The 21,466-nt window shown below is 68.3% G+C and carries 24 protein-coding genes and 1 pseudogene; 10 read left to right on the forward strand and 15 right to left on the reverse strand.

Annotated features, from left to right (window positions below):
* From ACTJJX_RS33300 to ACTJJX_RS33325, 6 genes and pseudogenes are all read right to left on the reverse strand, one after another.
* Positions 1-107, reverse strand: a 107-nt coding sequence (locus ACTJJX_RS33300) for a hypothetical protein (RefSeq protein ID WP_223656525.1), incomplete at its 3' end; no start/stop codon positions are given.
* Positions 107-1,271 (reverse strand): annotated as a pseudogene (locus ACTJJX_RS33305) (peptidase domain-containing ABC transporter); the annotation flags it as partial. The pseudogene ACTJJX_RS33305 and the gene ACTJJX_RS33300, both read right to left, overlap by 1 nt.
* Positions 1,259-1,741 carry a hypothetical protein gene (locus tag ACTJJX_RS33310; RefSeq protein ID WP_124132426.1) on the reverse strand — a complete coding sequence of 161 codons (483 nt, stop codon included), beginning with the start codon at positions 1,739-1,741 and terminating at the stop codon, positions 1,259-1,261. The gene ACTJJX_RS33310 and the pseudogene ACTJJX_RS33305, both read right to left, overlap by 13 nt.
* A gap of 376 nt (positions 1,742-2,117) precedes the next feature.
* Complete coding sequence (locus ACTJJX_RS33315; protein WP_003089825.1) at positions 2,118-2,492, reverse strand: cupin domain-containing protein; 375 nt, start codon at positions 2,490-2,492, stop codon at positions 2,118-2,120.
* A gap of 80 nt (positions 2,493-2,572) precedes the next feature.
* Positions 2,573-3,388, reverse strand: a complete 816-nt coding sequence (locus ACTJJX_RS33320) for an AraC family transcriptional regulator (protein ID WP_003113300.1) — start codon at positions 3,386-3,388, stop codon at positions 2,573-2,575.
* A gap of 26 nt (positions 3,389-3,414) precedes the next feature.
* Positions 3,415-4,179 (reverse strand): AraC family transcriptional regulator, encoded by a 765-nt coding sequence (locus ACTJJX_RS33325; RefSeq protein WP_003116877.1) that lies wholly within the window; start codon positions 4,177-4,179, stop codon positions 3,415-3,417.
* A gap of 97 nt (positions 4,180-4,276) precedes the next feature.
* Between ACTJJX_RS33325 and ACTJJX_RS33330 the strand changes: the two genes are divergently transcribed.
* The gene (locus tag ACTJJX_RS33330; RefSeq protein WP_003089816.1) at positions 4,277-4,549 is read left to right on the forward strand and encodes a hypothetical protein; all 273 of its coding nucleotides are present in this window, start codon (positions 4,277-4,279) and stop codon (positions 4,547-4,549) included.
* A 25-nt stretch (positions 4,550-4,574) separates the two neighbouring features.
* On the opposite strand, the gene ptrC is transcribed toward ACTJJX_RS33330, so the two are convergent.
* Positions 4,575-4,769 carry a type III secretion system co-regulatory protein PtrC gene (ptrC, locus tag ACTJJX_RS33335; protein WP_003089814.1) on the reverse strand — a complete coding sequence of 65 codons (195 nt, stop codon included), beginning with the start codon at positions 4,767-4,769 and terminating at the stop codon, positions 4,575-4,577.
* A 16-nt stretch (positions 4,770-4,785) separates the two neighbouring features.
* Complete coding sequence (locus ACTJJX_RS33340; RefSeq protein ID WP_003089810.1) at positions 4,786-4,905, reverse strand: PA2485 family small membrane protein; 120 nt, start codon at positions 4,903-4,905, stop codon at positions 4,786-4,788.
* Between the two features lie 187 nt (positions 4,906-5,092).
* On the opposite strand from ACTJJX_RS33340, the gene ACTJJX_RS33345 reads away from it, so the two are divergent.
* The 4 genes from ACTJJX_RS33345 to ACTJJX_RS33360 all read left to right on the forward strand — a co-directional run bounded on the left by ACTJJX_RS33345 (position 5,093) and on the right by ACTJJX_RS33360 (position 8,499).
* On the forward strand, positions 5,093-5,707 hold the full coding sequence (locus ACTJJX_RS33345; RefSeq protein ID WP_003089808.1) for a TetR/AcrR family transcriptional regulator: 615 nt from the start codon (positions 5,093-5,095) through the stop codon (positions 5,705-5,707).
* Between the two features lie 150 nt (positions 5,708-5,857).
* Positions 5,858-6,859: an LLM class flavin-dependent oxidoreductase gene (locus ACTJJX_RS33350; protein ID WP_003089806.1), complete on the forward strand. Its 1,002-nt coding sequence runs from the start codon at positions 5,858-5,860 to the stop codon at positions 6,857-6,859.
* Between the two features lie 114 nt (positions 6,860-6,973).
* Entirely contained in the window at positions 6,974-7,627 is a 654-nt protein-coding gene (locus ACTJJX_RS33355) for a c-type cytochrome (RefSeq protein ID WP_015648902.1), read from the forward strand.
* Positions 7,624-8,499, forward strand: a complete 876-nt coding sequence (locus ACTJJX_RS33360; protein WP_003103565.1) for a c-type cytochrome — start codon at positions 7,624-7,626, stop codon at positions 8,497-8,499. Before ACTJJX_RS33355 ends, ACTJJX_RS33360 begins: the two co-directional genes overlap by 4 nt.
* 174 nt (positions 8,500-8,673) lie before the next feature.
* Here the strand turns inward: ACTJJX_RS33360 and ACTJJX_RS33365 are convergent, their stop codons facing one another.
* On the reverse strand, positions 8,674-9,996 hold the full coding sequence (locus ACTJJX_RS33365; RefSeq protein ID WP_003103567.1) for an ATP-binding protein: 1,323 nt from the start codon (positions 9,994-9,996) through the stop codon (positions 8,674-8,676).
* Positions 9,993-10,673: a response regulator gene (locus ACTJJX_RS33370; RefSeq protein ID WP_003103570.1), complete on the reverse strand. Its 681-nt coding sequence runs from the start codon at positions 10,671-10,673 to the stop codon at positions 9,993-9,995. The genes ACTJJX_RS33365 and ACTJJX_RS33370 overlap by 4 nt, the downstream gene beginning before the upstream one ends.
* A gap of 162 nt (positions 10,674-10,835) precedes the next feature.
* Here ACTJJX_RS33370 and dsbD point away from each other — a divergent pair, with 162 nt between their 5' ends.
* The 4 genes from dsbD (at position 10,836) to ACTJJX_RS33390 (ending at position 15,609) form a co-directional block, all read left to right on the forward strand.
* Positions 10,836-12,599: a protein-disulfide reductase DsbD gene (gene dsbD, locus ACTJJX_RS33375; RefSeq protein WP_003103572.1), complete on the forward strand. Its 1,764-nt coding sequence runs from the start codon at positions 10,836-10,838 to the stop codon at positions 12,597-12,599.
* Complete coding sequence (locus ACTJJX_RS33380; protein WP_003089792.1) at positions 12,599-13,435, forward strand: TlpA family protein disulfide reductase; 837 nt, start codon at positions 12,599-12,601, stop codon at positions 13,433-13,435. Before dsbD ends, ACTJJX_RS33380 begins: the two co-directional genes overlap by 1 nt.
* Positions 13,432-14,202, forward strand: a complete 771-nt coding sequence (gene dsbG / locus ACTJJX_RS33385; protein WP_003089790.1) for a thiol:disulfide interchange protein DsbG — start codon at positions 13,432-13,434, stop codon at positions 14,200-14,202. The genes ACTJJX_RS33380 and dsbG overlap by 4 nt, the downstream gene beginning before the upstream one ends.
* A 72-nt stretch (positions 14,203-14,274) precedes the next feature.
* Complete coding sequence (locus tag ACTJJX_RS33390; protein ID WP_003116880.1) at positions 14,275-15,609, forward strand: cytochrome P450; 1,335 nt, start codon at positions 14,275-14,277, stop codon at positions 15,607-15,609.
* Here ACTJJX_RS33390 and ACTJJX_RS33395 read toward each other — a convergent pair.
* The 5 genes from ACTJJX_RS33395 to gtdA form a co-directional block, all read right to left on the reverse strand.
* Complete coding sequence (locus tag ACTJJX_RS33395; protein ID WP_003451365.1) at positions 15,591-16,502, reverse strand: SphA family protein; 912 nt, start codon at positions 16,500-16,502, stop codon at positions 15,591-15,593. The genes ACTJJX_RS33390 and ACTJJX_RS33395 overlap by 19 nt on opposite strands.
* 41 nt (positions 16,503-16,543) lie before the next feature.
* The gene (gene maiA, locus ACTJJX_RS33400) at positions 16,544-17,188 is read right to left on the reverse strand and encodes a maleylacetoacetate isomerase (protein WP_003109561.1); all 645 of its coding nucleotides are present in this window, start codon (positions 17,186-17,188) and stop codon (positions 16,544-16,546) included.
* 12 nt (positions 17,189-17,200) lie between these two features.
* On the reverse strand, positions 17,201-18,547 hold the full coding sequence (locus tag ACTJJX_RS33405) for an MFS transporter (RefSeq protein WP_003139140.1): 1,347 nt from the start codon (positions 18,545-18,547) through the stop codon (positions 17,201-17,203).
* Positions 18,548-18,624: 77 nt separating this feature from the next.
* Complete coding sequence (locus tag ACTJJX_RS33410; protein ID WP_003089781.1) at positions 18,625-19,323, reverse strand: fumarylacetoacetate hydrolase family protein; 699 nt, start codon at positions 19,321-19,323, stop codon at positions 18,625-18,627.
* 12 nt (positions 19,324-19,335) lie between these two features.
* Positions 19,336-20,397 (reverse strand): gentisate 1,2-dioxygenase, encoded by a 1,062-nt coding sequence (gene gtdA / locus ACTJJX_RS33415; protein WP_016852839.1) that lies wholly within the window; start codon positions 20,395-20,397, stop codon positions 19,336-19,338.
* Between the two features lie 124 nt (positions 20,398-20,521).
* Here gtdA and ACTJJX_RS33420 point away from each other — a divergent pair, with 124 nt between their 5' ends.
* On the forward strand, positions 20,522-21,436 hold the full coding sequence (locus ACTJJX_RS33420) for a LysR family transcriptional regulator (RefSeq protein WP_003089777.1): 915 nt from the start codon (positions 20,522-20,524) through the stop codon (positions 21,434-21,436).
* The last annotated feature ends 30 nt before the right edge of the window (positions 21,437-21,466 follow it).

Here is a 21,466-nt window from a genome sequence, read left to right on the forward strand (position 1 = left end):
GCCTGGCCGGCGACCTGGCCGGCGGTGCCGAACACGTCCGGCTCGTAGGCGGCGGCGCCGGGAACCAGGCCGAGCAGGCCGCACAACAGGCCGGCGAGGGCACGCATCAGGCCTGCTCCCGCGCCGCGGCGGCCTGGCGTTCGGCCAGGCGCGCGGTGCTTTCGTCGAGGCTTACCTTGCCCTGGCCGAGGACTATCACGCGGTCCGCCGAGGCGATGGTCTCGGGCCGATGGGCGACCATGATGCGGGTGATGCGCAGCGCGCGAATGGCGGCGTTGACCCGCTGTTCGCAGTGTACGTCGAGGTGGCTGGTGGCTTCGTCGAGGAACAGGATGCGCGGCTTCTTGTACAGCGCCCGGGCCAGCATCACCCGCTGCTTCTGGCCGCCGGAGAGCACCGTGCCCATGTCGCCGACCAGGGTGTTGTAGCCCATCGGCATGGCCTGGATGTCATCGTGGATGGCAGCCATCTGCGCGCACTGCAGCAGCCAGGGCATGTCCGGTTGCGGGTCGAAGAAACTGATGTTGTCGCTGAGCGAACCGGCGAACAGCACGTCGTCCTGCAGCACCGTGCCGACCAGTTCGCGCAGGCCGTCCAGGCCCAGTTGCGCAAGGTCCAGGCCGGCCATGCGGATCTGTCCCTCCACTGGCGGGAGGATGCCCAGCAGGACGTTGAACAGGGTGCTCTTGCCGCAGCCCGAGGGGCCGACGATGGCCACCGACTCGCCGCCGGCGATGCGCAGGTCGAGGCCGTCGAGGACCCAGGGCTCCTGTTCCGCGTAGCGGTAGCGCAGGCCCTGGATCTCGATGCTCGCCTCGCGCTCGCGGAGGTTCTCCGGGAGGATGTCGCCGTGGCTGACCTCCGGGGCCTGGAGCACGATGTCGGCCAGGCGCTCGCCCTGCAACTGGAGCATGCGCAGCTCGAAGAACTTGTCGATCAGGCTGCCGACGCGGCTGTCGAACTGCGACTTGTAGGCGTTGAAGGCCATCAGGATGCCGACGCTGAACTGGCCGTCCATCACCATGGTCGCGCCGAGCCAGATCACCAGCAGGTTCTCCACGCCGAACAGCAGGCCGTTGAGCTGCTGGTAGAACAGTTGCAGCTTCTGCGTACGCAGGCCGGCGTTGATCTGTTCCACCAGCAGGCCGAGCCATACCGAGCGGCGCTCGTCCTGGCGCTGGAACAGCTTCGACGATCTGCTCCTCGGTGGCGTTGCGCAACGGCCGGTACCAGATCCAGCGGCCGAGGGCGTAGAGGCTCATGGCGGCGATTTAGTTCGCGCACCTGATAACTCCTTTGAGATTTTTTCAAAAATTATTAGTAAAGCGATAATGCAAGAGCTAAGTAGTATTAGGCCGGTTGTGGATGATGACAGTTTTGCTCCTGGTGATATATCGCTATTGCCAATCAGATAGAGGCCGAATAAGCCTGTGGAGATCATGATTAGAAGCCCGCTAAGTGTTTGAATGCGTTTTCGTGGCTCTAGTTGGTTAGATTTTTCTTTGTTTAGCTCTTTAAGCGCTTTTGTTGTTGAAATAAGATGAATGATTCCTGTGTAAAATATTATGGCGCAGATTGATAATGTTGCGTCAATGGTTGCTAGCCATTTTTTCTCCATTCCTAGTTGGTCATTGAAGATTGAGAAGAGTATGGCGATTCCCGCTCCGTAGCCGGAAATTATGAGTGTAGGACTTCTCCTGATTTTATCTATCTTGAGTTTGCTAAAATTGTGTTCTGACAATTTTATATTCCCTGCTGTTTGGGGTGGTGTGGCGTTAGTTTTTTAGCACGATATCGTTCTTGATGTGTGTAAGAGAATTCTGTGAAAACTAATGGATTTTTCTTGCGTGAGAGGCTTTGGGTGTCATGGAGTAGACAGAAGCATGTTTGACGGTCTAGGTGGGATGGCGCTTTTGAAATGCCCTTGGGAGGGGTTTTTGAAGGATGTGGAGATGTGTCGTTTCTGGCGGTTTTGGAAATTTATTATGTGCCTTGGCAGTTTTTATTCTTGAGCGTGCTGTGTTTTAGAGGATGTCTCCAATGGCAGGTTTGCATGTATATGTAGGCGCTATGGCGGCGCGAATATACATTGCCGCCAAAGCACACTGCTTATTCGTTCAGATCCACAGATCGTTGACGGCCGTCCGCTCGCCGCCCTGGTCGCCGGTGTTGCGCACGCCGCAGGGCTCCACCAGGAGCATGCGCACCTCGCCCTCGGCGAACGGCTTGTGCTCCACGCCGCGCGGCACCACATACATCTCGCCGGGGCCCAGGTGCACCGCGCCGTCGCGGAAATCGATGCGCAGGCGACCGGCGAGGACGATGAAGGTCTCGTCGGTGTCGGCGTGGCTGTGCCAGACGAAGTCGCCTTCGATCTTCACCAGCTTGAACTGGTAGTCGTTCATCTGGGCGATCACCCTGGGTTGCCAGCGGTCGTCGAACAGGGCGAGCTTGGCGGCGAAGTTGATCGCTTGGGTTGTGCTGGTGGACATCGGTGCGCTCCGGTGGTTGGTCTCTGGCGCCAGGGTAGGCGGCTACGGAGCGGGCGGTCTTGGATGATCGTGCAACCTGGCTAGGCGCGGCCGAGCATACGCAGCCAGCGTGCCGGCGGCAGGCCGTAGCTCTGGCCGAAATGGCGGGTCATGTGGCTCTGGTCGGCGAAACCGGCGGCAAGCGCGGCTTCGGCCAGCGTCTGGCCGCCGAGCATCAGCCGGCGGGCGATGTCCAGCCGGCGCTGGATCAGGTAGCGGTAGGGGCTGGTGCCGAACAGCGCGCGGAAATCGCGCGACAGGCTCCAGCGTTCGCGCTGGGCGACCTGCGCCAGTTCGTCGAGGCCCAGCGGGCGCTCCAGGTGCGCGTGGATGTACTGCCGGGCGCGCTCGGCGGCGACGAAGTCGAAGTGGCGCCTGCCGCGCGCCCGGTTGCCGGCCACGGCGTCGAGGGCGTGGGCCAGTTCGAACAGGGCGTCCTGTTCTTCCAGCGGCTCCAGCGGGGTATCCATGGCCTGTAGCAGGGCCCGGCTGGCGGCGATCAGGCGCGGGTCGTCGGACAAGCCCCCGCGCACGAACGGCAGCGGCCGGCCGCCGAGGGCCTGCTGGATCAGCGCCGGCTCGACGTAGAGCATCCGGTAGCGGAACCCTTCCTGGCTGCCGGCCTCGCCGTCGTGCAGCTCGTCGGGATGCAGCACCAGGCAGCCGCCCGGCAGGCTGTGGCGCTGGCTGCGGCGATAGCGGAAGCTCTGCACCCCGGCCAGGGTCTGGCCGATGGCATAGGTGTCGTGGCGATGCGGATCGTAGCCGTGGCCGGCGAAGTAAGCCTCGATGCGTTCCACCGCACCGTGTTGCGGGGCGCGTCGAACCCAGTCGCGGGGCGTATTGGCGTGGCTCATGGGGAAAGGCTCGTGGCGCGGAAGGTTCAGGCTAGCGCTTCGTTGGCGCGACTGGAATAGCCGGACGGCGTCTCGCCGAATACTGTGCGGAAGGCACTGGCGAAGCTGCTCGGGCTTTCGTAGCCGAGCGACCAGGCGACCTCGCCGACCGCCTGGCCCGCTGCCAGCCGTTCGACGGCCGCGTGCAGTCGCGCCAGTTGCCGCCATTGCGCGAAGCTCATACCGGTCTCGGCGCCGAACAGCCGGCTCAGGCTACGGCTGCTGAGGCCCGCCCAGCGTGCCCATTCGGCCGCCGGCCGCGGATCGCCGGGGTTGGTCAGCAATGCCTCGGCGATCCTGCGCAGGCGCGAATCCCCCGGATAGGGCAGGCGGGTCCGCTGGGGCACGGCGTGGCGCAGTTCGTCCAGCAGCACGCGCAGCAGGTTCTCGCGTTCGGTGCTCCAGGCGGAGCCGGTCGGCCAGCGGGTGGCGCGTTCGACGATCAGCGCCACGAAAGCCGAGCAGGCGAGCACGCCGGGGTGCCGGGGCAGGTCGCGGCAGTGTTCGGCGGCGAGGTAGGCGCTCCAGCCCGCCAGGCTGCCGTGGGAGTGCGCCGAGTGTGGGTGACCCGGTGGGATCCAGGCGATCTGGCGCGGAGGCAGGGCCTGGCGGCCATGCTCGTCCTCGACCACCAGAAGGCCGCGCTCCAGGCAGTAGAGCTGGCCGCAGGCATGGCGGTGGGAGGCCGTGCGGCTGGCTGCGCGGTCGATGCGCAGGGCGAAGAGCGGGACGGGCAGGGGTTCCGGAAGCATTTGGCGGAAAAGCGACGATGATTGGCTCGGGATGGATAATAGGCCATTCGACTGCGGATGTAGCCTGGCGGCTCATCATTCTTGCCTGGAGCACGCTATGAAAGCCGAAGACATCCTTCCCGACCGACAGGACCGCATCCGCCTGGGCGGCGTGGAGATACGCAAGGGCAGCGTCGGCGCGTTCATCGCCAACGCCCGGCTGCTGCTTGAGGAGGAACTGCCCGCGGCGCAACGGCGGCAGGCTGAAGAAGACCTGCGCGCCCTGCTGCCGGCGATCCGGGCACTGGGGCTGCTGGAACTCTTCGAACTGCGCGACGCGCGACTGCGGACGCTGGTGGCGGATTGGGAAAACGCCGCTGGCCGCTCCTGAGAGCGGCACACGGGCACTGGAGGTATCAGTCGTCGATGCAGCTTTCGATCAGGCGTTGCAGGGCTTCGCGCTCACTGACCGGCGTGCGCATCGGCATGTGCGCGAGGCTGCCGTCGCGGCGCTCGATGATGTACTCGGTCTCGAAGTGCAGGGTGCAATCCTCGAGGCTCACATAGGTGACGCCATAGGTCGGGGCCTTGCGGGAGCGGGCTGAGAGCATGGATGCCTCCTTGGGCTCATTTCTTCTCGCTGGTCGGCGCGGGCGCGCTGGCCTGAACCGGGCGAGTAGGGGTCACTGCATTGCTGTAGAACGCGGAAGCGGCGAAGTAGCTGGCGAGGGCGCTGAAGCTGGACATGATCGGTTCTCCTGGGGAAGGGTGGGCGTCTGCCCTTGGAGAGCATGTTTGCCCAGCGGGAGAACCGGTAGAAGTAAAAAGCCTGCATGGTGTATATCGAGCGCGGTGATGGATCAAGCGACCCCCTCCAGCCTTGCGACTGTTCGCCAGTGTTACCATATGACGTGTTTTTTTCTCAGGAATTCCCATGGCCAAGCGTGGACGCCCCTGCGGCTTCGATCGTGAACAGGCATTGCGCCGGGCGCTCGACGTGTTCTGGGAGGCCGGTTACGAAGGCGCGACCATGGCTGCGCTGAAGGAGGCCATGGGTGGCATCTGCGCGCCGAGCATGTATGCCGCCTATGGTTCCAAGGAGGCGCTGTTCCGTTCGGCGGTGGAACTCTACCTGAGCCAGGAATGCCAGCTTTCCAAGGGCGCCTTCGCCCTGCCGACGGCGCGCGAGTCGATCGCCGCGCTGCTGGAAAGCGCCGCCGTCAGCTACACCACCGAAGGCAAGCCGCGCGGTTGCCTGGTCGACCTCAGCACGACCAATTTCTCGCCGGCCAACAAAGGCGTCGAAGACTACCTGCGCGATCACCGGCGGCGCGCCGCGCGCCTGCTGCGCGAGCGTTTCGCACGAGGCGTGGCCGACGGCGACGTGCCGGCCGGAGCCGATCTCGACGCGCTCACCAGTTTCTACAGCAGCGTGCTTCAGGGCCTATCGATCCAGGCCCGCGACGGCGCCAGCCGCCAGCAGTTGCTGGCCATCGGCCGCTGCGCGATGGCGGCCTGGGATTCCCTGCTGGCGGTCGAGGCCGCCTGACGCCACAGCGCGCCTTGACTGGAAAAAGCCCATGGATTCTCCGTGGGCAAAAACTATAACGCGTGATATAGAATTGATCCAAACCCCGGGCGAGGTCCTTCCGCGCGTGTCTCGCGCCCTGGCCATCGCCCGCTGCCGATTGGAGCCTTCATGACAACGCTTGCTGATATTCCCCTGTCCATGCTCGACCTGGTGCCGGTGCGCACCGGCGGCAGCGTGGCCGAAGCCCTGCACAACTCCCTGGACCTGGCGCGCCATGTGGAGCGCCTGGGCTTCAACCGTTTCTGGCTGGCCGAGCACCACAACATGGATGGCATCGCCAGCTCCGCCACCGCGCTGCTGATCGGCCATATCGCCGGCGGCACCTCGCGGATCCGCGTCGGCTCGGGTGGGGTGATGCTGCCGAACCATGCGCCGCTGGTGGTGGCGGAAAACTTCGGCACCCTGGAGACGCTCTACCCGGGCCGCATCGACCTCGGCCTTGGCCGCGCCCCCGGCGCCGACCAGGCGACCATGCGCGCCTTGCGTCGCGACCGCCTGGGCAACGGCGACGACTTCCCCGAGCAGGTCGCCGAGCTGGAAATGCTGCTCGGCCCGCGCCGTTCCCAGCAGAGCCTGCTGGCGGTGCCGGGCGAGGGTACCCAGGTGCCGATCTGGCTACTCGGTTCGAGCCTGTTCAGCGCCCACCTGGCGGCGCAGAAAGGCTTGCCCTATGCCTTCGCTTCGCATTTCGCACCGCGTTACCTGCACGAGGCGCTGCGCATCTACCGCAGCAACTTCCAGCCCTCGGCGGTACTCGACAAACCCTACGCGATGATCGGCGTGCCGCTGATCGCCGCACCCACCGACGAAGAGGCCGAGTTCCTCGCCACTACCGCCTTCCAGCGCGTGCTGGCGCTGATCCGCGGCGAGAGCCTGAAACAGAAGCCGCCGGTGGAAAGCATGGCGCCGTTGTGGCTGCCCCACGAGCAGGATGCGGTCGGCAGCTTCTTCGGCCTGGCGGTGATCGGCGGTCCGGAGAAGGTTCGCGCGCGCCTGGAGATCCTCCTGGAGCAGACCGGCGCCGACGAGCTTATCTTCACCAGCGACTTCTACGAGCACGCCCATCGGCTGCGCTCTTGCGAAATCGTCGCGGGGCTGAAAGGGGCGTGATCCGGGGCCTGTAGGGAAAATGATGTAGACCTGCGTGCGGTAGGGTCTTTCGGCGATAGGTTTTTTGGTTCTAAACTTAGAACTAAAAACAATAAGCCAGAGAGGAACCCTGCCATGCCGGTTGCACACCGACTGCTGTTTTCATTGACCGCCTTGCTGGCGGCGACGGCCCAGGCCGCCGTCGACGGCCAGAAACTCTATACCCAGGGCGGCGCCAACCCGGCCGCCGCGGCCTGCGTCACCTGCCACGGCGCCGATGGCATGGGCCTGGCCGCCGCCGGCTTTCCACGCCTGGCGGGCCTTCCCGCCGCCTACCTGAGCAAGCAACTGCATGACCTCAAGCAGGGCGGCAGTCGCGAGCACCCGGTGATGAAGGGCATAGCCGATGCTCTCGGCGACGACGAGATCCAGGCGCTCGCCACTACCCTCGCGGCAATGCCGGCGCCCAAGCCGGTGGCGCTGTCGCGCGTGGCCACCCCGCGCAGCCCCGGCGAGACCCTGGCGGTGCGTGGCGCCTGGGAGCGCAACATTCCCGAGTGCGTGACCTGTCACGGTCCGGCCGGCAGCGGCGTGGGGGAGGCCTTCCCGCCGTTGCAGGGGCAGGGCGAGATGTACCTGAGCAACCAGTTGCGCGCCTGGCAGCTTGGCACTCGCCGCAACGACCCGAACGATCTGATGGGACATATCGCCAAATCCCTCAGCGAAGAGGAGATCCGCAGCGTCAGCCAGTTCTTCGCCACCCTCGGTCAGGCAGGAGGCCAGCCATGAACATGCCGTCGATCCTTTCCCTGGCCGTCGCCGGCCTGCTGGTCGCTCCCGTCCACGCGGCAACGGCGCCCTCGGAGCCGTTCCAGCCGCCGGCGGAAAGCAGCCTCCCGGACAACGCCTTCGGCGAAATGGTACGCCAGGGCCAGGCGTTGTTCGTGGAAACCCGGAAGAACGCGCCGCATCTGGTCGGCAACCAGCTCAACTGCGTCAACTGCCATCTCGACCAGGGCCGCCGGGCCAACTCCGCGCCGCAGTGGGCGGCCTATCCGGTCTATCCGGCGTTCCGCGCCAAGAACAACAAGGTCAATACGTTCGCCGAGCGCCTGCAGGGCTGCTTCCAGTTCAGCATGAACGGCAAGGTGCCGGCGGCCGACAGCCCGGAGATCAAGGCCCTGACCGTCTACGCCTATTGGCTGGCGAGCCAGGCGCCGACCGGGGTCAGCCTGCCCGGACGCGGCTATCCGGACGTGGCCCCGCCGGAAGGCGGCTACAGCATCGAGCGCGGCGCCAAGGTCTATGCCGCGCAGTGCGCGATCTGCCACGGCGCCGACGGCCAGGGCCAGATGGCTCTGGGGCAGACGGTGTTCCCACCGCTGTGGGGCGCGCAGTCGTTCAACTGGGGCGCGGGCATGCACCGCATCAACACCGCGGCCTCCTTCATCAAGTACAACATGCCGCTGGGCAAGCCCGGTACCCTCAGCGACCGCGACGCCTGGGACGTCGCCGCCTTCATGAACAGCCACGAGCGCCCGCAGGACCCGCGCCTGGTGGACGGTTCGGTGGAGAAGACGCGGCAGAAGTTCCATGCCAACGACGGCGTCAACCTGTACGGACAGAAGGTCAACGGCGTGCTGCTGGGACAGGGAATCTGACCCTCGTGGCCTGGCGTCCGCAGGACGGAGACCCGGTCCGGCGGAAGCAGGTCGGCGCGGGGGTAGGGCGGATAACGCCANGGCGTTATCCGCCGATGCCTGGGCCTCGGTCCGGCGGATAGCCGCGGGCGGCTATTCGCCCTACGGGGGCCGGTTGGCGGGTGGGCCCGCGCATCACTCGCGCAGCGGCATTTCCAGCGTCACCCGCAGGCCGTCCGCGCGGCTGTCGAAGTCCAGCCGGCATTGGCAGCGTTGCACGATAGCCTGGACGATGGCCAGGCCGAGCCCGCTGCCGCCGCTCTTGCCGTGGCGCCAGAAACGCCGGGTGAGGTGCGGCAGGTCGGTTTCGGCGATGCCCGGACCGTGGTCGCGGACGTGGAAGCGCGCGCAGCCTTGCGCGGTTTCCACCGCCAGCTCCACCCGGGTGCCGGCGGCGGTGTGGCGCAGGGCGTTGTCCAGCAGGTTGCGCAGCGCGGCGATGGCCAGCACCGAGGGGACTTCCAGCGGCGCCTCGGACAAGCCGTCGGCCAGCTTCAGCTCGAACATCCGCACGTCGCCGTGGCCGGCGTCGTGCATGGCTACCCGGGCGGCGTCCTCGGCGCTGCATTGCACGCCGTCGTCGAACGACAGGCTGCCTTCCACCCGCGCCAGCAGCAACAGCTGGTCCAGCGTCCGGTGCAGACGGTCGGCGCCTTCCTCGGCGTGGGCCAGGGCCTGCTCGGCGGCGGCGCCCTCGGTCATGCGCGCGACCTGCAGGTGGGTCTTGATCGCGGTCAGCGGGCTGCGCAGCTCGTGGGCGGCATCGCCGGTCAGGCGTCGCTCGCGTTCGATGGCCTGGGCGATGCGCTGGAACAACTGGTTCTGGGTTTCCACCAGCGGCTTCAGTTCGCTCGGCAGGGCCGCCAGCTCCAGTGGCTCCAGCGAGTCGGCGCCGCGCCGGGTGAGGGCGTCGCGAATCCGCTTGAGCGGCGCCAGACCCTGGCCGGCGCCGAGCCAGAGCAGGGCCAGGCTGCCGAGCAGGGCGACCGTCACCGGCACCGCGGCGGCCACCACCACCGAGCGTTGCAGCACGTCGCGCTCTTCCAGGCGGTCGGCGGTGCTGACCCGCAGATCGCCGGCCTGCACGGTGAAGCTGCGCCACAGCACGCCGTTGATTTCCTGGTCGCGGAAGCCGCTGGCGGTGCTGTCCAGCGCCCGCTCCGGGGTGGCATGGCTCTGCGCCAGGACTTCGCCGCGCAGTGAGCTGACCTGGCAGGCCATGCCGTTGGGAATTCCCAGTTGCTCCGCGCTCAGGCGCGTGGTCTGGCCGTCCGCCGGCTGCGGCTGCGGCAACTGCTGGAGCAGGCCGGCAACCATCCGCGCCGAGGCCGCCAGGCGTTGGTCGAAGGAGCGCATCATCTGCCCGCGCAGGTCGCAGAGCATCCAGGCCGCGGCCAGCGACCAGAGCAGGATGAAGGCCGAGCCGAGGATCAGGGTCAGGCGCAGGCGCAGGCTCATGCGTCGTCTCCGTCGCCGCGCGCCGGCCCGAGGCGGTAGCCGAGGCCGCGCACGGTCTGCACGATGGCGTTGCCGAGCTTGCGCCGCAGGTGATGGATGTGGACGTTGAGGGCGTTGCTCTCGACCTCGTCGCCGAAGCCATAGACGCTGTCCTTGAGCTGCTCGCCGCTGAGGATCCGCCCGCGGTTGTTGAGCAATGCCTGCAACAGCGCCTGTTCGCGTCGCGACAGTTCCACGGGGCGGCCGTCGAGCCAGGTTTCGCGGGTGCTCGGATCGTAGCTGAGGCGGCCGTGTTCGATGACGTTGACGCAACGCCCGGCGGAGCGCCGCTGCAAGGTATGCAGGCGGGCGCCGAGTTCGCGCAGGTCGAAGGGCTTGAGCAGGTAGTCGTCGGCGCCGGCCTGCAGCCCGGCGACCCGGTCGGTCACCGCGTCGCGCGCGGTCAGCACCAGCACCGGCAGGTCGACGCCCTGCTGGCGCAGGCGTTGCAGCAGGCGCAGGCCGTCCTCGTCGGGCAGGCCGAGATCGAGGACCAGCACGTCGAAGCGCGCCACCTGGAGCAGCGCCTGGGTATCGGCGGCGCTGGCCACCCGGTCCACGGTCAGGCCCTGGGCGTTGAGGCCGGCGACGATGCCGCTGGCGATCAGGTCGTCGTCTTCGGTGAGCAGTACATGCATGGCGGTATCGCTGGTTAAAGGGATAGGAGTCTGAAGCGGGCGAATTAAGCCAGGATTATGCCCCGCCCGGCGCGTCGCCGGGGTTTTCCCGTGGCCGCGTTAACGGCCTGTTAATCGTCGCTGGCCATGCTGCCGCCGAGTTCATCGTAGAAGGCGTTATCCATGCGTGTGTTGATCCTGCTCCTGATGCTCCTGCTGCCGGGCCTGTCCCAGGCGCAACCGGGCGACGACCTGTTCGCGCCGCGCGGCGCGACGCAGACGGATTTCCTGCCGGTGGAGAAAGCCTTCCGCTTCACCTGGGAGCGCCTCGACGACGGCCAGGTGCAACTGCGCTGGCAGATCGCGCCGGGCTACTACCTGTACCAGAAGCGCCTGCGCTTCGACGGACTCGACCCGGCCTTGCAGCCGCAGCTGCCGCCCGGCGAAAGCCACAGCGACGAGTTCTTCGGCGAGTCGCAGGTCTATCGCCAGAGCCTGGAACTGACCCTGCCGGCGGCCGCCGCCGGACAACTGCGCCTGGGCTGGCAGGGCTGCGCCGATGCCGGCCTGTGCTATCCGCCGCAGAGCCAGGCGCTCGACCTGGGCGGTACCGGCCCTGCCGCCGCCGGGACGAGCGGCGAAGTCGCCGAGGACCAGGGCCTGGCCGGCAGCCTGCAGGCCGGCAACCTGGCCTGGAGCCTGTTGCTGTTCTTCGGCCTCGGCCTGCTGCTGGCGTTCGCTCCCTGTTCGCTGCCGATGCTGCCGATCCTCGCCGGGCTGGTGGTCGGCAGCGGCGCCGGCCCTCGTCGCGGCCTGCTGCTGGCCGGTAGCTACGTGCTGAGCATGGCGCTGGTCTACGCCGGACTCGGGGTGGTCGCGGCGCTGCTTGGCGGCAACCTGCAGGCCTGGCTGCAACAGCCGTGGCTGCTGGGCAGCTTCGCCGCGCTGTTCGTGTTCCTCGCGCTGCCGATGTTCGGCTTCTTCGAACTGCAACTGCCGGCTGCCCTGCGCGACCGCCTCGACGGTCTCAGTCGCGGCCGCAAGGGCGGCAGCCTGGCCGGCGCCGCTGCGCTCGGCGCGTTGTCCGGGCTGCTGGTGGGACCGTGCATGACCGCGCCGCTGGCCGGCGCCTTGCTCTATATCGCGCAGACCGGCAATGCCCTGCATGGCGGCCTGGTGCTGTTCAGCCTGGGCCTCGGCATCGGCATGCCGCTGTTGCTGCTGGTGACGGTCGGCAGCCGCTTCCTGCCCAAGCCCGGTCCCTGGATGAACCTGGTCAAGGGCGTGTTCGGCTTCCTTTTCCTCGGCACCGCCTGGATACTCCTGCGTCCGCTGCTCGGCGAGGCGCTGTGGATCGGCCTTGGCGGCGCGTTGCTGCTGGTCCTGGCCTACGCCGCGCTGCACACGGCGCGAGGCCTGGCGCGGCACGCGGTGCTGTTCGGCGCGGCGGGCTGCATCTTCGGTCTCTGGGGCGCGGCGATGTTGCTGGGCGCCGCGGCCGGGGCCGACGACCCCTGGCGTCCGCTACAGGTGTATGCGGCGGCGAACCGGGGCGCTACGCCGACGGCCAGCGCCCACGAGGCGTTCCTCACGGTGAGCCAGCCGGCCGAGCTGGACCGTCAGTTGGCTGCGGCCAAGGCCGAGGGACAATGGGTGCTGCTCGACTACTACGCTGACTGGTGCGTGTCCTGCCGGATCATGGAGAAACAGGTGTTCGCCAAGCCCGATGTGCTCGCCGCCCTGCAGGGCGTGCGCCTGCTGCGGCTCGACGTGACCGCGGATAACGCCGCCAGCCGCGAGCTGCTGCACCGCTACCAGGTACCCGGCCCGCCGAGCCTGATCTGGATCGGCCCGGAAGGCGAGGAGCGCCGCGCGCGCCGGTTGACCGGCGAAGTCGACGCCGGCGGCTTCCTCGCCCATTGGCAGGCGACCCGGGAGCGCGGCTGATGCTGAGTTTTTCCCTGGGGCCGCTGGTGGTCTCGCTGCAACACCTGCTGCTGTTCCTCGCCCTCGGCGCCGCGCTGCTCGGTGGTTGGCTGGCGGCGCGCGGCGGCGGGCGCAACGCCGAGCCGGTGCTGTTCAACCTGTTGTTGCTCGGCCTGCTGGTGGCGCGCCTGGCTTTCGTGGTGCGCTACTGGCCGCAGTACCGCGGCGACTTCGCACAGATGCTGGATATCCGCGATGGCGGTTTCCTCGCCTGGCCAGGCCTGCTCGCCGCCGTGCTCGGCGCGCTGTTCTGGGCCTGGCGGCGACCGGCGCTACGTCGCTCGCTGGGTGTCGGCGCCAGCCTCGGACTGGCGTTCTGGCTGCTTGGCAGCCTGGGCCTGGGCATCTACGAGCGCGGTACGCGCCTGCCCGAACTGAGCCTGCGCAACGCCGCCGGCGAGTCGGTGCAACTGGCCGATTTCCGGGGCCGCCCGCTGGTGATCAACCTCTGGGCCAGCTGGTGCCCGCCGTGTCGGCGCGAGATGCCGGTGCTGCAACAGGCGCAGGCGGAGAATCCCGACGTAGTGTTCCTCTTCGCCAACCAGGGCGAGAGCGCCGAGACCGTGCGCCATTTCCTCCAGGGCGAGAACCTGCGCCTGGACAACCTGCTGTTCGACAACGGCGGGCAGCTTGGCCAGCAGGTCGGCTCGGTCGCCTTGCCCACCACCGTTTTCTACACCGCCGAGGGCCGCCTGCTGGGCAGCCATCTCGGCGAACTGTCCCGCGGCAGCCTGGCGCGCTACCTCGAAGCCTTCGAGCCGGCCGCTGCCGCCCCCGCAACCAGGAGTTCCGAATGAGACTGCCGCGCAACCTGATCACCCTTGGCCTGGGCCTGACCCTCCTCAACGCCGGCCTGGCCACGGCGGCGGAGGAGCTGCCGGCGCCGATCCGCATGGTCCAGGAGAAGGGCGCCCGCATCCTCGGCAGCTTCGACGCCCCGGATGGCCTGCGCGGCTATGCCGCCGAATACCAGAACCAGGGCATGGCGCTGTACCTGACGCCCGACGGCAAGCACGTACTCACCGGCCACCTGTTCGACGCCCAGGGCAAGGACCTCAGCCGCGAACCGCTGGAGCGCCTGGTGTATGCGCCGCTGGCCAAGGAAATGTGGCAGAAGATGGAGCAGAGCGCCTGGATCGCCGATGGCCGTGCCGACGCGCCGCGCGTGGTCTACCTGTTCAGCGACCCGAACTGCCCGTACTGCACCATGTTCTGGGAGCAGGCGCGACCCTGGGTGGATGCCGGCAAGGTGCAGTTGCGGCATATCATGGTCGGCATCATCCGCGAGGACAGCGAAGCCAAGTCCGCCGCGCTGCTGGCCAGCAAGGACCCGCAGAAGGCCCTGCACGACCATGAGCAGGCGGGCAAGGCCAGCACCCTGAAGCCGCTGGCGAAGATCCCGGCGGCGGTGCGCAAGCAGCTCGCCGGCAACATGGAACTGATGGAGTCGATGGGCGCCGCGGCGACCCCGGCGATCTTCTATCTCAATGCCGAGGGGCGCATGCAGCAGCAACAGGGCGCGCCGCAGCCGGACCAGTTGGCGGAGATCCTCGGTCCGCGCTGATCCTCCGGGCCGGCGCCGAGCCGCCGGCCATCTATACTCCCTGCGTTACGCCAACCCAGCGGAGCAAGGGCCATGGACGACGCATTCAGCGAGGAAGGCAGCGCGCAGCCGCGCCATGACGCTCAGCGTCCGGCGCTGGCCCCGCGGAGCGACGGTTTCGACATCCACACCTACCATCCCGACTTCGTCGCCGATCCCTATCCGCTGTTGCGGCTGATCCGCTCCCGTGCGCCGGTCTGCCGCGACCAGGCCTCGATCTGGTGGATCAGTCGCTATGCCGATGTTTCGGCGTGCCTGCGCGACCGCCGTTTCTCCGCCGACCCCGCTCGCCTTGGCGCCGCCGGCGTCCGCCAGGGCGGCGCCAGCTGGTTCGGCCACCAGCAATTGCAACCGCTGGCGCGCTTCTACGACAACTTCATGCTGTTCAACGACGCGCCGCGGCACACCCGCCTGCGCAGGCTGTTCGCTCCGGCCTTCGGCCCCGACGCCGTGCGCCGCTGGGAAGCGCGCATCGAGGTGCTGGTGGAAGAACTCCTCGACAGCTTGCTGGAGCGCCGCGAGCCCGATCTGCTCAGGGATTTCGCCGAACCGCTGACGATCCGGGTGGCCGCCGAGCTGTTCGGCTTTCCCCGCGAAGATACCGGGCAACTGCTGCCCTGGGGCCGCGATCTGGCCGCCGGGCTCGATCTCGCCGCCAGCCACGGCGATGCCGGGCAGATCAACCGCAGCGCGGCCGCCTTCAGCGACTACCTGCAACGCCAGGCGCGCGGCTGGAGCGATGGCTCTTCGCGCCCGCCGTCCGGCGCGGCGCCGAGCATCCTCGACGGCGCCGCGATGCTGGAGGCCGGACTGGGCCTCGAGGACCTGGTAGCGGCCTATGCCATGGTGTTCATGGCCGCCTTCGAAACCACCATCAGCATGGTCGGCAACGCTACGCTGGCGCTGCTCACCCATCCCGACCAGCTCGACCTGCTGCGGCGGTGCCCGGAGTTGGCGGCGAACGCGGTGGAGGAACTGCTGCGCTTCGATGGCGCGGTGCGCGGCGGCGTGCGTTGCACCCTGGAGGAGGTGGAGATCGGCGGCCAGCGGATTCCGCCTGGAGAGAAGGTCTGGCTGAGCTTCCTCGCGGCGAACCGCGACCCGGAGATGTTCGCCGCCCCCGACCGCCTGCAGTTGCAGCGAGCGAACGCCAAGCAGCACGTGGCGTTCGCCCATGGTCCGCACTACTGCCTGGGCGCGTACCTGGCCCGGCTCGAATTGCAATGCGCATTGCGCGGCCTGGTGCGTCGCCGTTTCGCCCTGGCCTCGGAACCGACGGACCTGCGCTGGCGGCGCAGCTCGGTGTTCCGCACCCTGGAGCGCTTGCCGATCGTCCCGGAAGGCGACGCTCAGAAGACCTGCGAGTAGCGCAGGATCAGCCGGCTGCCCTCGCTGCGGTTGCGTGCGCCGTATTCGTGATAGGCGTTGAGGAACAGCCGCGACTTGCCCCAGCCGAACATCAGCGCCGGGCCGATGGCATCGACCCGCTCGCGGGAGTCCGGGCGGTCGTGGCCGTCGACCCGCTCGTTGGTGATCTGTCGCAGGCTGTAGCCGGACAACCCGAGCCGCCAATGCGCATCCAGCGCCAGCGATACCGAGTAGTTGGCGTGGAACGCCTGGCCCGGTTGCAGGTAGTCGTCGGCCAACGGCGGCGCCGGGTCGCGATTCTTGCCCGGCAACAGGTACTGCAGGCGAGCGCTGGCTTCCCAGCCTTCGGCGAATTCCCAGGTCAGCGCGTAGTGCGGGTTGAAGCTCCAGTGGTTGCTGCCGGGATTGATCGCCCGATGCCTGTCGTAGCGCCCGGTGGGTAACTGGAAGGCGAGGTTCAGGCGCTGCCAGTAGGGCCGGCCGAACAGCTCGGTCTGCGGCCATTGCAGGATGAACGGACTGACGATCAGGTTGCCGAGGCCGTTGGCGCTGCCGGCGTGGGGTTCGAAGTCGGGATCGGCGAGCAGCACCGGGACGAGGATTTCCGCGCCGTAGTAAGCGCCGAACAGCTGGTGCTGGCTGATGTGGGCGAAGTGGCTGGTAGCGAGCAGGGTGCGCAGGCGGTTGTCGAGCGGGCGCCGGTGTCCGTTGGCGTCCATGAAGTCGTCGGCCTCGTAGATATTCACGAACTGCTGGAACAGCGTGCCGGGCAGGGCCTTGCCGTCGAGGAAGGAGGTCTGGCCGAGGTTCATCCCCGGCAGCGCGGCGATAGCCTGGAACGGAGGCAGCAGCAGGGGCAGGGCCAGCAGGCTGGCCCGGATGCGGGTGGTCATGGGCGTGTCCTTCTTGTTGTTGTTTTCCACGGGGCAGCGCGTCAGTCCGGCAGGTAGTCGGGCTGGCGCTCGGGGCTGGCGCGCTGGAAGGCTTCGAGCGCCAGGCAGCGCCCCTCCAGTTCGAGCAACGCCGGGTAGGGCGCCAGGACACAGCCCATGCGCCGGGCGTTGGCCAGTTGCGGCACCAGGCAGCACTCGACGATGCCCGCTGCGGTGCCGGCGAAGAAGGCGCCGCGACGGTGTCGGTTCAGCAGGGTCTCCGCCGCCGCCAGGCCCTCGGCGACCCAGTGCGCGTACCAGCGCTGGCGGTCCTCGGCGTCTATGCCGAGGACCTGGGTCAGGTACTTGAGCACCCGCACGTTGTTCAGCGGATGGATGTCGCAGGCCACCAGCAGGGCCAGTTCCAGCGCCTGGGCGCGATGCAGTGGGTCGAGAGGGATCAGGCGCGGTTCGGGCTGCACGGCGTCGAGATAGTCGATGATCGCCAGCGACTGGCTGAACCGACGGCCGTCGGCGTCGACCAGGGTCGGCAGCGCGCCCATCGGGTTGCGCTGGCGGTCGGCCGGGCGCAGTTGCTCGCCCTGCCGCAGGTTGACCGGCACTACCTGGTAATCCAGACCTTTCAGGGCCAATGCGATACGCACCCGATAGGACGTGGAGCTGTTGAAGAAGCTGTAGAGCTGCATGGGAAGTCCTGTTCAGAGAGTGACGGAAGAAGGCCTGGCCCGGCGCCGGCCCAGGCGATGCACGGCCACGGCGGCGAGCAGCGCCGGGATCACCAGCAGGGCGAGGATGCCGCTGAAGCCCAGGCCCAGGCCGAGCAGGGCGCCGCCGCTGAGGGAGCCGACGATCGAGCCGATGCGGCCCAGGCCGAGGGCCCAGCTGACCCCGGTGGCGCGGCTGCGGGTCGGATAGAAATCGGCGGCCAGGGCGTTGGCGCCGACCTGCGAGCCGCTGATGCAGAAACCGACGCCGGCGACGCACAGCGCCAGCAGGGCGAAGCTGTGGTAGAGGCTGGCGATGCCGAGGATGAACAGGGCGCCGCCGACGTAGGCCAGGCTCAGCACCCGGTGCGCGTCGAAGCGATCCATGGCGCTGCCCAGGAGGAGTGCGCCGAGGGTGCCGCCGAGCTGGAACATGGCGCTGATCGTCGCCGCCTCGCCGAGACTGAAGCCGGTGCCGCCGATCAGCGTCGGCAGCCAGTTGGTCAGCAGGTAGATGATCAGCAGGCCCATGAAAAAGGTGGCCCAGAGCAGCAGGGTGCCGCCGCGCAGCTCGGCGCCGAGGATCTGCCGCAGGGGCGAGGTGCCGTCGGACTCGTCGGCGGGCAGTTCGAGGCGTCCGGCCCAGCCGTCGGGCAGGCGCCCCAGGCGTTCGAGGATGCGCCGCAGGCGCGCCGCGTCCGGTGCGCGGCGGGCGAGGAAGCGCACCGACTCCGGCAGGCATGCCCAGAGCAGCGGCAGGCTCGCCAGGGGCAGGCCGCCGCCGAGCAGCAGCACGCTTTCCCAGCCCAGCGCCGGGACCATCCGCGCGGCGAGCAGGCCGCCCAGCGCCGAGCCGAGGGTGAAGCCGCAGAACATCGCGGTGACCATCAGCGCGCGGTGCCGGCGCGGGCAGTATTCGGAGGTCAGGGTGATCGCGTTGGGCATCGCCCCGCCCAGGCCGAGGCCGGTGAAAAAGCGCAGCAGGGCCAGGGTTTCCACCGAACCGGCGTAGGCCGAGGCGAGGCTCCAGCCGCCGAAGAACAGCACCGAGAGCAGGAGCACGCTCTTGCGTCCGAAACGGTCGGCCAGCGGGCCGGCGGCGAAGGCGCCGAGGGCCAGGCCGGCCAGCGCGGCGCCGAGGATCGGGCTGAGTTGCGCCGGGCTCAGTTGCCAGTCGTGGGCCAGGGCCGGGGCGATGAAGCCGATGGCGGCGGTGTCGAATCCGTCCATGGCGACGATCAGGAAGCACAGCGACAGGACTCGCAACTGGAAGGCGGAAACCGCCTGCGCATCGATGAAGGCCTGGACGTCGATCTTGTTGTTCTTGTCGGGCGTAGGCATGAGCGTTCCTCGGCCGTCGCCGTGGCGACAGCCCGGATGAAGGGCAGGGTGGGCCCGCGCCGTGCGCGGGCGGTGGGTCAGACCACGCGGACGCTGAGTTCGCCGAGGCCGTCGATGGCGCCGAGCATCCGCTCGCCGCGCTCGACCGCGCCGACGCCTTCCGGGGTGCCGGTGAAGACCAGGTCGCCGGGGCGCAGCTCGAAGAAGCGCGACAGGTAGCTGACGGTTTCCGCCACCGACCAGATCAACTGGTCGATGTCGCTGCGCTGGCGATCCTCGCCGTCGACCTGGAGGCTGATGGCGGCGTGGCGCGGATGGCCGACCTGGCTGGCAGGGTAGAGCGGGCCGATCGGCGCCGAGCGGTCGAAGGCCTTGCCGATCTCCCAGGGCCGGCCCATCTCGCGCATGCGCATCTGCAGGTCGCGGCGGGTCATGTCCAGGCCCACCGCGTAGCCCCAGACGTGTTCCTCGGCCTGCTCCAGGGGAATGTCGCAGCCGCCCTTGCCGATCGCCGCCACCAGTTCGATCTCGTAGTGGTAGTTGCCGGTCTGGCTCGGGTAGGCCAGCTCCAGGGTGCTGCCGGCGGCGACCGGGACCACCGCGTCGGCCGGCTTGCAGAAGAAGAACGGCGGCTCGCGCTCGGGATCGAAGCCCATTTCCCGGGCGTGGGCGGCGTAGTTGCGGCCGACGCAGTAGACCCGCCGCACCGGGAAGGTCTGGTCGCTGCCATGGATGGTGAGGCTGACGGGTGCTTCGGGCGCGAAGAGATGGTTCATGGGACGGGTCCTTCAGTGGGCGAGGGTTTCGCGGGATTCGCGGAGGATGCCGAGCGCCTGCTGCACTGGGCGGTCGGAGAAACTGAACAGCACGCAGTCGGTGGCGCCGGCTTCCAGGCGCAGCTCGACCCAGGAGGGCACGACGAACAGATCCTTGGCCTCGAAGGCGAAGCGCCGGTCGCCGATCTGCGCCACGCCGCTGCCTTCCACCACCGAATAGACGCTGGCGTCGGTGCTGCGCGCGGGCTGCCCGAAGAAGCCGGCCGGCAGCAGTTGCAGGCAGGTGGCGATGGTCGGCATGGCCCAGCCGCCGGTGGCCGGGTTGACGTAGCGCAGCTTGTGGCCTTCCCAGGGATCGGGCCGTTCGAGGCGCGCCAGGCGCTCGAGGACCTCGCGGCTGCGCGCGTAGGGGTAACTGAACAGCGGCGAGGTCGGCGTCGTCGGCTGGTGGCGCAGCGGCAGCATGTTGCTGCCGTAGCGGGCGAGGCTGTCGCCTTCGCCACGTCGCAACGGCTGCACCGGTTCGCCGTAGCTCTCGGCGAAGGTGGCGCCGAAGAAACGCAGCATCGGGATGTCCAGGCCGTCCAGCCAGACCACCGGCTCGCCGCCTTCCGCGGCGGCGCGGTTGCCGTGGTCGTGCCAGGTCCAGGACGGGGTGATGATGAAGTCGCCCGGCTCCATGCGGGTGCGTTCGCCGTCCACCGAGGTGTAGGCGCCGTAGCCCTCGACGACGAAGCGCAGGGCCGACTGGGTGTGCCGGTGGCTGGGGGCGATCTCGCCCGGCAGGATCAGTTGCAGGCCGGCGTAGAGGCTCGGGGTGATCGCCGACTGGCCGGGAAGGTCCGGGTTCTCCAGCACCAGCACGCGGCGCACCGCTTCCTCGGCGCTGATCAGGTCGCCTGCCTCGAGCAGGAACGGGCGCAGTTCGCGATAGCGCCACAGCGCCGCCTGGCAGCCGCCGGCGGGTTGCGCCGGGACCAGGCTGTGCAGGGCTTCCCAGAGCGGGGTGAGGTGCTGCTGGCGGATGCGTCGATAGAAGTCGGCGCGCTTCTCGGTGGAATTGTCGTTATGCATACCGATGAATCTCCGGCGGGAGGAGGCGGGGCCGCCTCGGTCTGGTAGTCATTATTCGAGGTGAAGGCATAACCGAATAATGATATTTAGACATCGACCTATACGTATTTGAGGATGGCTTGCGATGGACTGGACCCGCCGCCTGCGCCTGCAACACCTGCAACTGCTGGTCAGCCTGATGGAGACCGGCAACCTCAGCGGCACCGCCCGGGCCGCACACACCACCCAACCGGGCCTGTCGAAGTGGCTCAAGGAACTGGAGGAGGACGTCGGCGCGCCGCTGTTCGAGCGTCACGCCCGTGGCCTGCGCCCGACGCCCTATGGCATGACCCTGTTCAACCACGCCCAGCGCGTGCTCACCGAGATGGAGCGGGCGCGGCAGAACCTCGAGGCGATGCGCAGCGGCAGCGGCAGCCGGGTGCTCCTCGGCACGTCGCCGGCCTCCGCGCCGAGCCTGGTGCCGCGCGCATTGCGGGCGTTCCTCGGACGCTACCCCGGGGCCCAGGTGGAACTGCTCGAAGGCACCATGAACGGCCTTCTCGAGCGGCTGGAGAAACGCCAGCTCGATGTGGTGGTGGGGCGCCTGGACAACTATGCGCCGCGCGCCAGCCTGCGCTGCGAGGTGCTCTACAGCGAGGCGATCGTGGTGATGGCGCGCCCCGGTCACCCCCTGGCCCAGGCCGCCGCGCTGGACTGGGAAGACGTGCGGCGCTACGACTGGATCGTCTGGCCGCCCGGCTCGCCGATCCGCAGCAAGCTCGACATGGCCCTGACCCAGGGCGGCCGGCAGCCGCCGGCCTACCGCCTGGAGTCATCGTCGATGCTGGCCAACATCGAATTGTTGCGTGGCAGCGACATGCTGTCCATCGGCTCGGCGCGGGTGGTCGAGCACCTTGCCGGGCTCGGCCTGGTGGCCAGGCTGGCGCTGGAGATTCCCGGCGAGGGCGCGGTGGGCATGTGCTGGCGCGACGAACCGCACCGCGACCGTGCCAGCGAAGACCTGCTGGCCTGCCTGCGCGAAGGCGCGGCGGCCGAGTAGGGCGCCGGCCGGCGGGTGCTATTGCAAAAA

The sequence above is a fragment of the Pseudomonas sp. 22490 genome, assembly GCF_052044465.1.
GTDB classification, from domain to species: Bacteria; Pseudomonadota; Gammaproteobacteria; order Pseudomonadales; family Pseudomonadaceae; genus Pseudomonas; species Pseudomonas aeruginosa.

Coding starts and splice junctions, on each gene's coding strand:
- ACTJJX_RS33325 (WP_003116877.1), bottom strand. CDS start 4,179: ATGCTTCCGGAACCCCTGCCCGTCCCGCTCTTCGCCCTGCGCATCGAC.
- ACTJJX_RS33390 (WP_003116880.1), top strand. CDS start 14,275: ATGGACGACGCATTCAGCGAGGAAGGCAGCGCGCAGCCGCGCCATGAC.
- dsbD (WP_003103572.1), top strand. CDS start 10,836: ATGCGTGTGTTGATCCTGCTCCTGATGCTCCTGCTGCCGGGCCTGTCC.
- ACTJJX_RS33345 (WP_003089808.1), top strand. CDS start 5,093: ATGGCCAAGCGTGGACGCCCCTGCGGCTTCGATCGTGAACAGGCATTG.
- ACTJJX_RS33320 (WP_003113300.1), bottom strand. CDS start 3,388: ATGAGCCACGCCAATACGCCCCGCGACTGGGTTCGACGCGCCCCGCAA.
- ptrC (WP_003089814.1), bottom strand. CDS start 4,769: ATGCTCTCAGCCCGCTCCCGCAAGGCCCCGACCTATGGCGTCACCTAT.
- ACTJJX_RS33315 (WP_003089825.1), bottom strand. CDS start 2,492: ATGTCCACCAGCACAACCCAAGCGATCAACTTCGCCGCCAAGCTCGCC.
- ACTJJX_RS33405 (WP_003139140.1), bottom strand. CDS start 18,547: ATGCCTACGCCCGACAAGAACAACAAGATCGACGTCCAGGCCTTCATC.
- ACTJJX_RS33340 (WP_003089810.1), bottom strand. CDS start 4,905: ATGTCCAGCTTCAGCGCCCTCGCCAGCTACTTCGCCGCTTCCGCGTTC.
- dsbG (WP_003089790.1), top strand. CDS start 13,432: ATGAGACTGCCGCGCAACCTGATCACCCTTGGCCTGGGCCTGACCCTC.
- ACTJJX_RS33380 (WP_003089792.1), top strand. CDS start 12,599: ATGCTGAGTTTTTCCCTGGGGCCGCTGGTGGTCTCGCTGCAACACCTG.
- maiA (WP_003109561.1), bottom strand. CDS start 17,188: ATGCAGCTCTACAGCTTCTTCAACAGCTCCACGTCCTATCGGGTGCGT.
- ACTJJX_RS33350 (WP_003089806.1), top strand. CDS start 5,858: ATGACAACGCTTGCTGATATTCCCCTGTCCATGCTCGACCTGGTGCCG.
- ACTJJX_RS33360 (WP_003103565.1), top strand. CDS start 7,624: ATGAACATGCCGTCGATCCTTTCCCTGGCCGTCGCCGGCCTGCTGGTC.
- ACTJJX_RS33330 (WP_003089816.1), top strand. CDS start 4,277: ATGAAAGCCGAAGACATCCTTCCCGACCGACAGGACCGCATCCGCCTG.
- gtdA (WP_016852839.1), bottom strand. CDS start 20,397: ATGCATAACGACAATTCCACCGAGAAGCGCGCCGACTTCTATCGACGC.
- ACTJJX_RS33355 (WP_015648902.1), top strand. CDS start 6,974: ATGCCGGTTGCACACCGACTGCTGTTTTCATTGACCGCCTTGCTGGCG.
- ACTJJX_RS33410 (WP_003089781.1), bottom strand. CDS start 19,323: ATGAACCATCTCTTCGCGCCCGAAGCACCCGTCAGCCTCACCATCCAT.
- ACTJJX_RS33365 (WP_003103567.1), bottom strand. CDS start 9,996: ATGAGCCTGCGCCTGCGCCTGACCCTGATCCTCGGCTCGGCCTTCATC.
- ACTJJX_RS33370 (WP_003103570.1), bottom strand. CDS start 10,673: ATGCATGTACTGCTCACCGAAGACGACGACCTGATCGCCAGCGGCATC.
- ACTJJX_RS33395 (WP_003451365.1), bottom strand. CDS start 16,502: ATGACCACCCGCATCCGGGCCAGCCTGCTGGCCCTGCCCCTGCTGCTG.
- ACTJJX_RS33420 (WP_003089777.1), top strand. CDS start 20,522: ATGGACTGGACCCGCCGCCTGCGCCTGCAACACCTGCAACTGCTGGTC.